12 protein-coding genes are annotated in these 14,132 nt (G+C 64.4%); 2 read left to right on the forward strand and 10 right to left on the reverse strand.

The annotated features are described in order from the left end of the window. Positions 1 to 3 precede the first annotated feature (3 nt). The 6 genes from ACZ1JX_RS18700 to ACZ1JX_RS18725 all read right to left on the reverse strand — a co-directional run bounded on the left by ACZ1JX_RS18700 (position 4) and on the right by ACZ1JX_RS18725 (position 6,148). A complete protein-coding gene (locus tag ACZ1JX_RS18700) occupies positions 4 to 1,350 on the reverse strand; it encodes an aromatic ring-hydroxylating oxygenase subunit alpha (RefSeq protein WP_465126851.1) in 1,347 nt (448 codons plus the stop codon). Positions 1,351 to 1,563: 213 nt separating this feature from the next. Beyond that, a complete protein-coding gene (locus tag ACZ1JX_RS18705; protein WP_465126852.1) occupies positions 1,564 to 1,998 on the reverse strand; it encodes a nuclear transport factor 2 family protein in 435 nt (144 codons plus the stop codon). A gap of 119 nt (positions 1,999 to 2,117) precedes the next feature. Continuing rightward, the gene (locus tag ACZ1JX_RS18710) at positions 2,118 to 2,684 is read right to left on the reverse strand and encodes a VOC family protein (protein WP_465126853.1); all 567 of its coding nucleotides are present in this window, start codon (positions 2,682 to 2,684) and stop codon (positions 2,118 to 2,120) included. Between the two features lie 167 nt (positions 2,685 to 2,851). Beyond that, the gene (locus ACZ1JX_RS18715; RefSeq protein ID WP_465126854.1) at positions 2,852 to 4,186 is read right to left on the reverse strand and encodes an aromatic ring-hydroxylating oxygenase subunit alpha; all 1,335 of its coding nucleotides are present in this window, start codon (positions 4,184 to 4,186) and stop codon (positions 2,852 to 2,854) included. 22 nt (positions 4,187 to 4,208) lie between these two features. Then, complete coding sequence (locus tag ACZ1JX_RS18720) at positions 4,209 to 4,727, reverse strand: nuclear transport factor 2 family protein (protein WP_465126855.1); 519 nt, start codon at positions 4,725 to 4,727, stop codon at positions 4,209 to 4,211. Beyond that, the gene (locus tag ACZ1JX_RS18725) at positions 4,727 to 6,148 is read right to left on the reverse strand and encodes an aromatic ring-hydroxylating oxygenase subunit alpha (protein WP_465126856.1); all 1,422 of its coding nucleotides are present in this window, start codon (positions 6,146 to 6,148) and stop codon (positions 4,727 to 4,729) included. Before ACZ1JX_RS18725 ends, ACZ1JX_RS18720 begins: the two co-directional genes overlap by 1 nt. A 183-nt stretch (positions 6,149 to 6,331) precedes the next feature. Between ACZ1JX_RS18725 and ACZ1JX_RS18730 the strand changes: the two genes are divergently transcribed. Then, positions 6,332 to 6,586: a hypothetical protein gene (locus ACZ1JX_RS18730; RefSeq protein WP_465126857.1), complete on the forward strand. Its 255-nt coding sequence runs from the start codon at positions 6,332 to 6,334 to the stop codon at positions 6,584 to 6,586. Positions 6,587 to 6,604: 18 nt separating this feature from the next. Here the strand turns inward: ACZ1JX_RS18730 and ACZ1JX_RS18735 are convergent, their stop codons facing one another. Continuing rightward, positions 6,605 to 7,804 carry a cytochrome P450 gene (locus ACZ1JX_RS18735; RefSeq protein WP_465126858.1) on the reverse strand — a complete coding sequence of 400 codons (1,200 nt, stop codon included), beginning with the start codon at positions 7,802 to 7,804 and terminating at the stop codon, positions 6,605 to 6,607. Between the two features lie 161 nt (positions 7,805 to 7,965). Between ACZ1JX_RS18735 and ACZ1JX_RS18740 the strand changes: the two genes are divergently transcribed. Further along, a complete protein-coding gene (locus tag ACZ1JX_RS18740) occupies positions 7,966 to 9,603 on the forward strand; it encodes a family 43 glycosylhydrolase (RefSeq protein ID WP_465126859.1) in 1,638 nt (545 codons plus the stop codon). A 275-nt stretch (positions 9,604 to 9,878) separates the two neighbouring features. On the opposite strand, the gene ACZ1JX_RS18745 is transcribed toward ACZ1JX_RS18740, so the two are convergent. The 3 genes from ACZ1JX_RS18745 to ACZ1JX_RS18755 all read right to left on the reverse strand — a co-directional run bounded on the left by ACZ1JX_RS18745 (position 9,879) and on the right by ACZ1JX_RS18755 (position 14,072). Beyond that, entirely contained in the window at positions 9,879 to 10,625 is a 747-nt protein-coding gene (locus ACZ1JX_RS18745) for an SDR family oxidoreductase (protein ID WP_465126860.1), read from the reverse strand. An 11-nt stretch (positions 10,626 to 10,636) separates the two neighbouring features. Continuing rightward, positions 10,637 to 11,683, reverse strand: a complete 1,047-nt coding sequence (locus ACZ1JX_RS18750; protein ID WP_465126861.1) for a nuclear transport factor 2 family protein — start codon at positions 11,681 to 11,683, stop codon at positions 10,637 to 10,639. Between the two features lie 70 nt (positions 11,684 to 11,753). Beyond that, positions 11,754 to 14,072, reverse strand: coding sequence for a TonB-dependent receptor (locus ACZ1JX_RS18755; RefSeq protein WP_465126862.1), 2,319 nt, complete (start codon positions 14,070 to 14,072; stop codon positions 11,754 to 11,756). Between the last annotated feature and the right edge of the window lie 60 nt (positions 14,073 to 14,132).

Below are 14,132 nucleotides of genomic sequence, written 5' to 3' on the forward strand. Positions count from 1 at the left end.
AGTTCACCGCCGCCCAGCGATGTAATCGTTGATCACCTCATGGAACCGCCGCACCCGGTTTTCCTGCCGGGCGAGGTAAGCGTCGTCGTGGCCGAGCGAGTGCAGACCCTGCTGCTGCGTCACCGCAACATCGAGGTCCTGGATCAGGAAGTCTCCCTGCGGAATCTCGGCGCTGTAGGCGGTAAAATCGCCGGTCTGGTGCTCGGCTTCCTTCCACGGGCGCAGCCCATAGAGCGTTGGCACATCGGCCCCGCCTGCCACTTCGGGCGCGAGATACCAGTAGTCGAAGGTCGACCAGTTGGGGTCTTCCATGTCGGGTTCGGTGCGGAACACGTGGAGCCCCTCGGGGGTGCCGGTAAGCGTCAGGTTGGGGAAGCAGGTGTGGTGGAACTGGTCGGTCAACTCGTCATCGGCGAGCTTTTCGAAGTGTTTGTAGCCGCGCTCCGGCCCGAGCTTGCGCCGCGCCTGCTGCAGGGCAAGGCGGCCCTCCTGCGCGCGGCCTTCGAACTGCGCAGGGTCGAGGTCCCATTCCTTCAGCACCTGCGCCCACAGCGGCTTCATCTGCTGCGCGTCCGGGTAGCGGCTCGAGGGCTGCAGCTTCTCGATCATGCGGTTGTGGCCGGTCGGATACATCTCGAACACGGTGGTCGAGTAGTGATCGTCGATCATGCCCTCGAACTGCGGATGCACCGCCGGGATGTGGTAGGCCTCGTTGAAGTTGTCGGAGGCGAACTTCCAGTTGGTGTTGACGCGCAGCGTGCGCCAAACCACGCGCTTCCAGCTGGCGAGATCGCGATTGCCAAGCAGCGTCGGGATGGGATCGAGGTATTCCATCAGCGGCACGGCGTTGGGGTCGAAGCTGTAGAACACGAAGCCGCCCCAGGTCTCGCAGGGCACTTCCTTCATGCGCAGCGTGGCGCAGGGGGAGCCTTGGGGGAAATCCTCCTCGTCCTGCACATGGTCGAGCGCGCCGTTTATGTTCCACTTCCAGCCGTGGTAGGGGCAGGTGAAGTGCTCGCCTACGCCGCCTTCTTCCACAGTGACGAGGCGGTTGCCGCGGTGGCGGCAGACATTGTGGAAGGCGCGGATGCCGCCGTCCTTCTGGCGGACCATGACCACCGACTGGCGCATGAAGTTGTGGGTGATGAAATCGCCCGCCTCCTCAAGCTGCGCCGTGCGCCCGCCAACGTGCCACACGCGCTTCCACATGTGCTCCCATTCGAGCGCGGCGAAGTCCTTTGACCAGTAGCGGTCACCGGTGATGGCATCGCCGCGCGGTTCGGGAAACTGCGCGCTTTCGTGCGTGGGGTAGGGGGCATCGGCTTCGGGGACCTGGATATAGGTGGCCATGATCAAGCACTCCTGTAACCGGCGTTCTCCCCGAGCGCCGGATGGGGTTGGGTGGTTTTGTTTTCTTCTGGGCGTTGCGCGAGTGCCCACCCCCTACCCCTCCCGCCTGCGGGAGGGGAGATTAAGGACCTGCCCTCCCGCAGGCGGGAGGGCCGGGAGACTTGGTTCTGCGTAGCAGGACCTAGTCGGACGGGGTGGGCACCCCGCACAAGCTTACTTCGCGTTCTCGAGCGTGCCCGAAAGCGGCATCAGGAAGTCCATGGTGTAGCGCGTGGCCTTCCAGCCCTTTTCTGTACGGCGGACCTCGAAGTAGTAGCGGCCGTTGACCGTCACCGCCCGGCCGTCCTTGCCCACGCCCATGCCGATCACATAGGCGCGCATCGAGGCGGTATCGCCTGTGTAGCCGGTGACCGCGAAGTTGGTCAGGTAATGGGCGTGGTGCGCCATGTTGGCGAAGACGTTGGTGAAGAATGCGCGGATGCCATCGTGGCCATGCTGCGGTTCAAGGCCGATGCCCGAGAGATCGAATACGGCATCCTCGGTGAAGACATCGAGGATTCCGTCGATGTTGCCGATGGTGTCGACGGCATGCGCATAAGCAACCATCAAGTCCTGAATGGCAAGGCGGTCTTCAATCGGGCACTGCATTATCGTTTCCTCTCAGATACTTATAATCTTGTTGGAATGTTTAGCTTCGCTGAACTACGCTTCGCTCCGTTTCCCCGGGGAAACACGCAAAACGCCAAATGGAACAAATGGGGAACATATCAGCCGAACAGCGGCCGGATCGGGTCGGTCACGCCATCCCAGCCAGCAGCGCCCTCCGCGATCTTCGTGAAGGCCGAGGTCTGGTTCTCGTCCTCCTCGACGATCTCGATCATGCAGCCCAGCGCCGCCGAGGTATCGACGTAGCAGAAGCGCATCACGCCGAACTTGCCGTCGATGGCCACGGCAAAGCCCTGATCGACATAGCGCTGTCGGCAGGCGTCGTAGTCGCCGGTGTAGATGCAGAAGTGGTGGAACCCGGTCTGGCCCTTGGCGATGGTATCGCGATAGGCGCTGGGGCGGTCGCAGTGCTGCTGGATCAGCTCGATCTGAATGCCGCCGGACTGCGCGAGCGCGACCGAGAAGTCGATGCCGTCCGACGGTGCCCCGCGATAGGTCGCTTCGGCCAGCTCGATGTGTGGGACCATGAAGAACGGGCCGATGCCGGTGGTGGCGATCCACGCCCTGGCGGCAGCTTCCACGTCCTCGACGATGAAGGCGGCCTGCATGACGTGGGGGCCGGGAGTCCCAGGAACTATTGGGCCGGGAGTTATGGTGGTGCTGCTCATTCCTTGTCCCTCTCCTTGGGCAAGGCACAGGCCCACCCCGTCCGACTAAGCCTTGCTGCGCAAGGCCAAATCTCCCGGCCCTCCCGCCTTCGGGAGGGCAAGTTGCGTCTGTTTTCTTCTTCTCCCCTCCCGCAAGCGGGAGGGGTTGGGGGTGGGCCTAGCGCCCTCTATTCCCGCGCCTTGGTCGGATGCCCCAGCACCATATCGTTCAGCTTCTCATGGAACCGCTGCACGCGCTTTTCCTGACCCGGAAGCAGGCAGCCCTTGAAGCCGCGCGAGTTGAGGCCCTGCTGCTGGGTGGTGCCGATCGACAGGTCCTGATCGGCCACATAGCCAACCGACACGCCATCGCCGTACGTCGAGTGGCGCGCGATGGCATCGTGGCGCAGCGGGGCCATGCCGACAGGGGTCAGCACTTCGGGCATCTTCGCGTTTGGCGGATAGAGGCACCAGTGCTGGAACACGCACTTCTCGGGGTCGGTCGGGTGCGGTTCGGTGCGCAGGATCTGGCACTGTTCGGGCGACATGGTGATCGTCAGGTTGGGGAACAGCGTGCAGTGGAAATAGTCCACCAGCTGCTGGTCGGTCATCGACGAGTAGTCGTAGCCCGCATCGGCCCCGCGTTCGCGCTTGGCCTTGATCACGGCCTCGCGGATGTCGGCGGTGCGGCCCCGATATTCCTTGGGATCGATGCCCCATGCCTCGGCGGCTTCATAGAGGCCCGGCGGCACGTCGCCGCTGACGTAGTCCTTGCGGCTGGTGGCCTGGTGGCCGATCATCCACATCGCGTTGTGGCCGTTCTCGTACATCTCGAACACGGTGGTCGGCAGGCCATCGTTGATGAAGGTGGCGAGTTCGGGGTGGATCGTGGGGAGGTGGTAGCTCTCGTTGAAGTTGTCGCGGATGATCTTCCAGTTGAAGTCGCAATCGGCCGAGACGTTGAACACGCGCACCCAGTTGTCGAGCTTGTAGCCCGCCAGACGCTCGGTGTAGGGCCAGAGCCATTCGTGCAAGGGGGCGACATCGTCGTCCATGCACCAGAACACGAACGGACCCCAGGTGTCGCAGCGCAGTTCCGAAAGCGTGACCTTGCCGCAGGGGTTGCCGCCGGCGAAGTCATCGGGGTCCTGCACGTGGACCAGCGTACCATCGGGATCGAACTGCCAGCCGTGATAGCCGCAAGTCAGGCGCGGGGCGGAGCCGACATCGCCGAGGACGAGGCGGTTACCGCGATGGGGGCAGGTATTGTAGAACGCCTTCACGCTGCCGTCGGCCTGTTTGACCATGACGACCGATTCCTTGCCGAAGTTGTGGCGGATGAAATCGCCCTCTTCCTCAAGGTCTGCGAGCACGCCGCCAAGGTGCCAGACCTTGGGCCAGAGGTGCTTGTTCTCAAGCTCCATCCACTCGCGCGTGATGTAGCGGTCAGCGGTGATCGTGTCGCCGCGCACGGCAACGTCGAACTCCGGGGAATAGCGGGAAATCTTGTCCTGAGCGGTCATTTCGGCGTCCTCGATCCTGTGCTCAGACCGGCCAGTCGCGGGTCTGGCTGAAGTCTGTTCCGCGTCGTCCCGGCCGGACCAGCGGATTGCCTTCGAGGAATCCGTCGGCTGCCGGGTCGGTACGCGCCCAGTCCACTATTTCGCGGCGGCGGCTGATCCGCCACTCCCCATTCTTGCAGGTGTATTCGTCGACATAGCGCCCGGCGACGACGAGGTCCTTGGGCTCGCCATCCTCGCGGGTGCGGTGCCAGGCGTAGAAATAGACCTCGCCGGAGGCCTTGTCGCCATCGACGCTGATCTGCGCCTGACCGATGATGTGCTGGCTGCCGTCAAGGTCTGCGAGGAAGCCTTGGGCGAATGCGACGAACTCGTCGGCGCTGCCCTGCATCAGCCCGCAATCGACCCATGCGTCATCATGGAAGGCGCTGCGGTGCAGGTCGGGGTCAAGCCGGTCCTGCCCGCGCATGTAGCGGCACAGGCAATCGTGAATGTCGCGGCGGGCGCAGAGGTCGCGGATTTCGGCTTCCATGTCGAAGGCCATCAGGCTTCTCCTGCCAGATATTTGTCGACGACCATCTGGAAGTGGCGGATGCGCGATTCCTGATAGTTGCCGAGGTTCTGGACGCCGACCGCACTGGCGCGGAAGCCCTGCTGCTGGGCGCGCAGGTTGTCGGTGTCCTGATCGTAGACGTGGCCCATAGCGGCATCGAAGCCGGGCGCGGTGGCGTAGCTCTGGTCCTCGGCGACGTGGAAGGGTTCGGCAGGTTCGGGCGCGGGGCCGTTTTCGGGATTGGGGCGCAGGAACAGGATTTCGAACAGGGTGCGGTTGGGGTCGAGCCCGATCGGGCGGAAGCGATAGACCATCGGCAGCGACAGGCCGGGGAACAGCACCATGTTGGGGAAGACGTGGTATTCGATGGTGTCGATCATCTCGCTGTCCGAGACGGTCGACAGATCGCACTTGTAGGCCTCGCCCAGCACCTTGCGCAGGTGGCGGGCCATGACGGTGCGGGCGGTTTCGCCGGGGCCGACGGTGAGGCCCTGCCCGCGTGAATCGCTATCGCCGAGGATCATCGTGGCGAGCAGTTCCTCCTCGCTCAGCGGCTTGGCGAGGTGGGGTGAGTTGACGCCGCTGGCGGCATAGAACCGCGTGACCGTGTCCGAATGGCAATCATACTGCACGTTGGCATCGCCCACGCCCTTGAGCAGCTGGGGATGGGTTTCGAGCACGTGGTAGGATTCAAGGAACGCTTCCTGCGCGGTCTTCCAGTTGCAGGGCAGCTCCTTGGCGACATGGACCGCGACGTGGCGGTTCGCGATGTTCCAGTCCTTGAAGTGTTCGGGCAGGGGGGCGAGGTATTCCTCGAGGCTGGGGCCTTCCGCGCTCGGGTTGATGAACACGAAGCCGCCCCAGTGGCCGACGCGGGCTTCTGGGAGGTTGGTCTTTGCCGGGTCGATGTGCTTGAAGTCCCATGCGCAGGGGACAGAAGCGAGCGTGCCGTCGTTGTTCCAGGTCCAGCCGTGGTACGGACAGCGCAGATTGTCTCCCGAGCCGACGCCTTCGCCGCGCTTGAACTTGGTCGAGCGGTGGAGGCAGGAGTTGACGAAGGCGCGGACCGACATGTCGTCCTGCCGGACCACCACGTAGGAGAGGTGGCCGACTTCGTAGGTATAGTAGTCGCCGGGTTCGGGGATGTGGTCCTCGCGGCAGACCCACTGCCAGGTGCGCTTCCAGATATTCTCGATCTCGGCCTCGAAAATGCCCTGATCGAAGTAACGGTCCACCGATACGGGGGCGGTGCCGAGAAACATCGGCTCTTCCATGGCCAGCACCGGCGGCGGGGGGAGCGCGTCGTTCGCGACGATCTGCTGCATGCTGGGCGCGCCGGGGCAGCGGATTGCGGCGAGGTCTTCCGCGTCGGCGGGCTCGGGCAAACCGTGGGGGTTGATCGCGTCAAGCATCGGACTCTCCGGGGCTGCCATGTTAAAACCGGCAGTTGTGCCTGTTTTATGGACGCTGGCGCGAGTCGGCTCAACCTAGCGGTTACGCTAGGTTTTGGAGAAACGGCGATTCAGCCGAGATCCCGCGCAATGTCACCAAATCGGCGACTGACGGGATCACGTCCGCAACGCTAATGCGCGGCCGTGTTTGACAAGGCCTTATTGACAGACGTTGCGCTCACCCTCGCCCCGGCGTTGTTCATTCTGCTGAACTTCGCGCTCGTGGACATGTTCTATGGCGACGAAACGTTCGGGCTGCAGAGCTTTCTGGCCATCTTTTTCGCCGGGGTGACGTTGTTCGCGACGTTCCTCTTCGGCGGACTGACCGGTTACATCGTTGCCAAGATCGCGACGTTCGTGATCGTCGGGCGGTGCCTGCTTGCCACAAGGCGACGCTGATCGTCGGCCAAGCGCGTTTCAGGTCGGCCAGACCAGTTCCACCCGCCGCAGGGCGCCGACGATGCCGGGGACGGGGGAGAGGTCCGAGCCTTGGCCCAGCGCAAAGTCGGGGATGCGCTTCAGCCACTCCTCCAGCGTGATCGCCACTTCTTTGCGGGCGAGTTCCTGGCCCGGGCACATGTGCGGGCCGGAGCCGAAGGTGGAGTGGCGGGCGCGTTTGCGGGTGGGGTCGATGGTCAGCGGATCGGGGTTCACGCGCGGGTCGAGGCCGTGGACTTGCGTGGGGATGGCGATCATGTCGCCCGCTTTTAGGGCGACGCCGTGGAAATCGGCGATGTCGTGGCGGACCTCGCGGGCGATGGAGACGAGGCCGAAGCGGCGGAACAGTTCGTGGACGATGGGAGTGATGTCCGCGCCACGTTGTTTCAGGTCGGCGCGCAGGGCCGGGTTTTCGGCCAGTTCGCGCATGATGAAGCCGAGCACGTTGACCACGGTATCGAGCCCCGCGATCAGCACTTGGGTGACGATCGACAGCGCCTCGTCGCGGGTAAGCGTGCGGCCGCCACCCAGATCGGCGTTGATCATCGCGCTGATCATGTCCTCGCCGCTGCCACCGCGCCGCGCATCGACCAGCGGGCCGACGTAGTCGAAGAACACCGCCTTGGCCTCGTCGAAGGTCATCGGCATGCCGGGGCGGGTCATGCATTCGGCCCAGTGGCGGATTTTGGGCGCTTCGGAGGCGTCGATGCCGACCAGCGCCATGAACACGCGGATCGGGAACTGTTCGGCATATTGGGCGGTAAAGTTGCAGTGGCCGTTCGCGGCAAAGCTCTCGATCAGTTCGATGGCGGTGGCGCGGATCGATTCCGACGCGCCGCGAATGGCAGCGGGATTGAGGTGGGCGTTGAGCAGCTGGCGGTAGGGGCGGTGCTCGGGCGGGTCTATCGTCGTGGGGATCAGCCCGTGCATTTCGCCCACCGACTTGGGCAGGACGATGATGCGCGAGGAGAATCGTTCGGGATCGGATTGCACATCCTGCAGCGCCTCGCCGCCCAGCGCGATCCAGTGGCCTTCGTTGCGCGGGGTCCAGACGACGGCGGGATTGTTTGCCGAAAGGTCGCTCCATGCCTTGTGGAAGCCGGCCGTTTCGAGGGCCGGGGGCATGTAGATGTCGATATCGACGATGCGGTCGGCAGGTACGTGCGCGGGCGCTTCCATGGGTGATCCTCTTCTGTCTGTTTTGCCGGGGATCATGCGACAGGTCCGGCGTCTTGGCGCTTGGCGATAAGGATAGGCGGGCAAGGGATTGGCGCAGGGAGGGTGGTTGACACTGCCGCGATAAGATTAGAATATAGATTCTCGTTAATAAGGAAGAGAGTATGGGAACCCGCCGGGATGCAATGAAGGCCGCCGTGGCAGGAGCGCTGGGGGTTCCGGCGCTGCTGCATGGCACGGACATCAGGGCTGCGACTGCGGGCGCGTGCAAGACCGCTGGCAAGGCGCCGGCGTGGGGACGCGGGATCGAGGGGCAGCGCAAGGCGGACCTTGGCAACGGCACGTTCCTCAACCCGATCATCTCGGGCGACTATCCCGATCCTTCGGTGCTGAAGGACGGCGACGATTACTACATGACGCATTCGTCGTTCGATGCAGCGCCGGGCATGCTGATCTGGCATTCGCGCGATCTGGTGAACTGGCGACCCATCGGCCCGTCGCTGAACAAGCCGCTCGGCACGGGCTTCGCGGTGGACATCGTCAAGCACGGCGGGCGCTACTTCATCTACATTCCGTTCATGAAGGCGCCGTGGTCCAAGGGGCTGAAGGACTTTGCCAATATCTTCGTGATCCATGCCGACAGCATGGCGGGGCCGTGGAGCGATCCGGTGGACCTTGGCATTGGCGGGCTGATCGACCCGGGCCACGTGGTGGGCGAGGACGGACACCGCTACCTGTTCTTCAACCAGGGCAAGCGGGTGCGGCTGACCGATGATGGCCTTGCCACGGCTGGGCCGATCGAGACGGTCTATGAAGGCTGGCGCTATCCGGACGACTGGGTGACCGAGAACTATGCGCTGGAAGGGCCAAAGCTGTTCCGGCGCGGGGGCTGGTTCTATCTGGTGAGCGCGGTGGGCGGCACCGGCGGGCCTGCGACCGGACACATGGTCGTCGCATCGCGCTCGCGCTCGATCAACGGGCCGTGGGAGCATTGCCCGCACAATCCCATCCAGCGCACGAAAGACGTGTCGGAAAAGTGGTGGTCGCGCGGGCATGCGACTTGCGTCGAGGGGCCGGGCGGGCAGTGGTACATGATCTACCACGGCTACGAGAACGGCTACCGTACGCTGGGGCGGCAGACCTTGCTCGAACCGATCGAGTGGACGGCTGACGGCTGGTTCCGGGCCAGGGGTGGCGATCTTTCGCAGCCGTTGCCGATGCCCAAGGGCGCGGCAGTGCCGCACGGGTTTGCGCGCTCGGATGACTTCTCGGTCCCGAGCCTTGGCACGCGCTGGTCGCTCTATGCCAGCGCGCCCGAGGAGGCGGGGCGGGTGCGTTACGAGGCCGGGGCGCTGGTTCTGGCGGGCAAGGGATCGGGGCCGCAGGACTGTTCGCCCCTGACGCAGAACGTGGGCGACCTGTCCTATGAGTTCAGCGTCGAAGTGGAACTGGTGGGCGAGACGACGGCGGGGCTGCTGCTGTTCTTCAACGACCGCCTGTTCCTCGGCATGGGCATCGATGGCACGCGGATGACGAGCTATCGCGGCGGCAAGGCGAGCTACTGGCCCGAGCCTGCGCCGCCGGTGCGCCGGATGCACATGCGCATCGTCAACGAGGCGCAGATCGTGACGTTCTACTACAGCCTCGACGGTAAGGACTGGACCCGCCACGGCGTGCGCAGCGAGGTTTCGGGCTACAACGCCAATGTCGTGGATGACCTGCTGAGTTTGCGGCCGGCGCTGTTTGCGGCGGGCGGGGGCAGCGCGCGGTTCCGGAACTTCCGGTTTCGCGCGTTGGGGTGAGGCGTAGTGCGGGGCTTCGAGGTTGTGGGCCCCGGCCTTCGCCGGGGCGACGAGGATTGGGGGGAGGTTGGGTAGGGCAGATCCCGCTCCACGGCGCCCATGTCCCACAGCGCCGTCACCCCGGCGCAGGCCGGGGTCCATGGGCTGTCGTTTCTCTCTGATAGTCGTGACGCGAGCTGCTTGGGCGGTTTGCCTTTGCAACGGTTGTTTTATCACGGCGAGGTTGTGGGCCCCGGCCTTCGCCGGGGTGACGGGGATGGGTGTGAGTGCAAGCCTCAGCCCATCGTCTCGCCGTTGTCGATGACGATGTTGGTGCCGGTGATGTGGCGGCCGTCTTCGCAGGCGAGGTAGAGGACCATGTTGGCGATGTCGATCGGCTGGCCCATGCCGTGGTTGTTGGCCTGATCGAGTCCGGCGTGGTCGGTGGGCAGCTCGGCCAGGGCCTGTGCGGTCATCGGGGTGACGATGCCGCCGGGCGCGATGGAGTTGACGCGGATGCGGTAGCCCTGTTCGCGGCAGTGGACCGCGATCGAGCGGGTCATGCCGATGATCCCGGCCTTGGCAGCGGCATAGGCGGGGATCACGCTGATGCCCTTGATCCCGCCGACCGAGGCCATGTTGATGATCGAGCCCGAGCCGTCGCGGCTCATGTGCGGAAGCGCGGCCTTGCAGCCGAGGAAGGTGCCGCCCGCCATAACGTCGGTCTGGAGCTTGTAGTCCTCGTACGACAAATCCTCGACCGTGCCGAAGCGGACGAGTCCGGCGTTGTTGACCAGCGTATCGAGCCTGCCGAACAAACGCACCGTTTCGGCGACGATCTCGTTCCAGCGGGCCTCGTCGCGCACGTCGTGGTGCATGAACACGCAGTTGGGGATTTCGGAAGCGACCTTTGCCCCCAGATCCTCCTGCATGTCGGTGATGACCACGCGCGCGCCTTCGCGGGCGAGAACGCGGGCGTCTTCGGCACCAAGGCCCGACGCGCCGCCGGTGATGATGGCAACCTTGCCGTCCATTTTAGCCATGTCGAATATCCTCAAGCGGCCCAGTGGGCGTAGATCGGGTCTTCGCGACCGAAGCAGCCGCGGTTGGTCAGGGCCTCGTAGAAGCCGTCGGATTGCATCGTGGAGGGGTGCGAATGGCTCCAGTCGGCAACGAACGTGCGCGACTGGATCAGCCACTTGCCATCGCGCTTCACGTAGCGATCAATGTAGCGGCCGCCGGTGAGGACTTCGGTGCCCGCCTGGACCATCTGGGCCAGCGCGTAGTGCTCGCCCACGGCCTCGTTTCCGCGCACTTCAACCCATTCGTTTGCGACCGAGTGGAAACACATTTCGAGATTGCTGCGGACGAAGGCGGTGATGTCGCGCGCGAAGTCCTTTCCCGAGCCGTTGACGACGCCCGAGATGACGGTGGAATCCTCGGAGAAGATCGAGGCGAGCAGGGCCTCGTCGGCGCGATCGACGCCACGGGCATAGGCCATGCAGAGGTCGTGGATTTCGGCCTTGGCGAGGGCGGCTTCTAGGGCGGCTTCTCGGTCGGGTGTGGCGGTCATCGTGGTTCCTCGGGCTGAGGCGGCGTGGAAGGCGAGGAGGGCGCGGCCGGGATCGGCGGCACCTTTGGCTCCGGCGGGCACGTAATGGTCGAGAGCGACCGGCGGATCGGCGCGCATGGCGGTGCTGGCGCGGTTGCTGTTGCCATCGAGCACGTAGGTGCGATGCGTCAGGCGCCACTCGCCGTTCCGCAGGGCGTGGGTGTCGAGATAGCGGCCGAACACGAGGCGCTGGAGATCGGCTTCCTCGACGTAGGCGATCACGTAGCTTTCGGAGGTGGCGGTACCGCCATCGACCCTGATCCACATGTTCGAGGTGCGGTGCAGAGTGGGTGGCGTGGTTTTCTGCGCGGTGGCGAGGATCTCTACCAGCGTGGCGGCGGGGCCTGCGAAGAAGCCGTAATCGACGGTGGCATCGGGGTGGTAGGCCGCGCCCAAAAGGTTGGCGTCGGCCCGGTCAACGCCCCTGCTGTGCAGTGACAGGGTCTGGGCGATGGCGCTGCGGGCGATGAATGCGTGCGTTGTGATCAAGGCGATATCCTCTGGAAAAAAGCGCCCCGGTTACCGTGAAGCAACCGGGGCCAGGGAGGATTTCGTCAGGTCAGAAGTTGTAGCCGACCGACACGCCGAACTGGCGCGGCGGGGCATAGCCGACGAGGCCCATGTAGCCGGGGCTGTCGTAGACCGTGGAGATGTAGCGCTTGTCGAACAGGTTCTTGCCCCACAGGCCGATCGAGTAGCGCTTGTCCGGGCCGTAGTAGGTCAGCAGCGCGTCGACGTAGTAGGTCGGCTGCACGGAGGAACGCGGGGTGTTGACGACGGCGGTGTAGAACTTCTGGCCGGTGTACATCCAGCTCACGTCAGCCACGACGCTGCTGTCGTTCGCGAAGGTGTGGGTGAAGTTCGCGCCGAGGGTCGAGGCCCACTTCGGTGCGTTTTGGAGGGCATAGCCCTTCAGGTCGATGAAGGTGGCGGCCACCGGATCGAAGTAGAGGAAGTCCTTGTACTTCGTGTCGAGGTAGGCGAGCGAGCCGCGCAGGGTCAAACCGTCGACCGGCACGGCCTGGACTTCAAGCTCGAAGCCCTTGATCTCGGACTCGGCGGCGTTGAGGATGCGGTTGCCCTGCACGTTGGTGGCAGGATCGAAGTAGATCTGGGCAACCTGCATGTCGCGGTAGCTGGTGTAGAACGCCGCGAAGTTGGTGCGCAGGCGACGGTCGAGGAAGTCTGCCTTCAGGCCCACTTCGAAGGTGTCGACCTTCTCGGGGTTGAAAGGCGTGTCGCCGTCAGCCGCGACGCCGATGCGGCCGGTGTAGCCGCCCGACTTGAAGCCGCGTGCCCAGTTTGCGTAGATCAGCTGGTTCTGGCCGACCTCGTAATCGAGGCCGATCTTCCAGCCGACGTTGCTCCAGCTCTTCTTGCCGCCGACATCGAGGCTGCCGGGGAACTTGACGTCGAACTTGTCCCAGTTGGGCGAGGTCAGCGCTTCGCTGCCGAAGCCGAGATCGAGCTGCGAGCGGGCGTCCACGCTGTCATGCGTGTAGCGGATGCCGGCCGAGAACTTCAGCGCGTCGGTGATCTGGGTGTAGGTCTGCAGGAAGGCGGAGAAGGATTCCGTGCCCTGGTCCTGCTGGTTGTACTGGATCAGGCCGGGCAGGGCGAAGTCCAGGTGGTACATCTGGTAGTGGGTGTAGTTGGTCTTCATGTAGAAGAGCCCTGCCACCGCGTTGAAGCTGTCGCCCGCCGAGAAGGCGCTGCGCAGTTCCTGGCTGAACTGCCAGCCACGGGTCCGGCGGCGGGTGGCGTTGTTGGTCTTCGCGGTGCCGTCCTGATCGGTGTATTCGAACAGGGTGAAGTGCTTGTAGCCGGTGATCGCGGTGATATCGCCGATGGGCGTGTTGTCATACTGGATCGTGCCGATGAAGAACTTGGTGGTCATGTCCGACTGATCGGGCACTTCGTTGTTGCCCGAGAAGTACTTGTCGGGCGCCTGGCAGGGCTGGTTCGGCACGGCGCAGGGGCTGCGGTACATCGGCAGGACCGCGCCGTTCCAGAACGTGCCTTCGGGAACATAGTTGCCCTCGCCCGGAAGACCGCCGTTGACGACGACCGGCGCGCCGTTGCGGGCGGCGACGTATTCGCCCTGAAGCGTGATCTTGAGGTCCGGGTTGGGCGTGATGTAGAGCTGGCCGCGCACCGCATCGACGTTCTTGCGGCCCATGTCCTCGCCGTTCCACACGTTCGTCACCCAGCCATCGCGCTGGGTGTGGATGCCGGCAACCTTGACGCTGACCACATCCTTGACGAGCGGGGCCTCGATCGAGGCGTTGACGTCGAAGCGGTTCCAGTTGCCGTAAGTGCCGCGCACGTAGCCGCCGAACTCGCCGGTAGGCTGGTTGGTCACGACGTTGACGACGCCGCCGGTGGTGTTCGCGCCGAACAGGGTGCCCTGCGGTCCGCGCAGGATCTCGACGCGGCCGGTGTCATAGGTATCGAGCAGCGCACCCATCGAGAAGAACTGTGGCACGCCATCGACAACGATCGACACGGTGTTGCCGGCATAGGGATCGGGCTCGATCACGCCGATGCCGCGGATGGTGAAGACCGCGTTGTTGGGGGTGTTGGCGAAGTTGTCGATCTGGACGTTTGGCACCGCGCCCTGCAGCGCCTGAAGCGTGGTGACGTTCATCGCGGTGAGCTGTTCGCCGCCGACAGCGGCAATCGAGATCGGCACCGACTGGATGCTTTCGGCCTTCTTCTGCGCGGTGACGACGATTTCGGAGAGGCCGCCGGTCGAACCGGTGTCCTCGGCCTGGGCCTGCGGGCCTTGTGCGTCCTGCGCGAACGCTGCTGCAGGCAGCGCAGTGAGTGCGAGCGCCGAGAGGCTGCTCAGGAGATGTGACGTGGTATGCCTTTTCATGATCTCTTCCCCTCCCATGGTGCCGGTATCGGGTCCGGTCACCGTCTTCGAAAGCGCGAT

The organism is Novosphingobium sp. BL-A-41-Hi4A-0G (genome assembly GCF_055521735.1).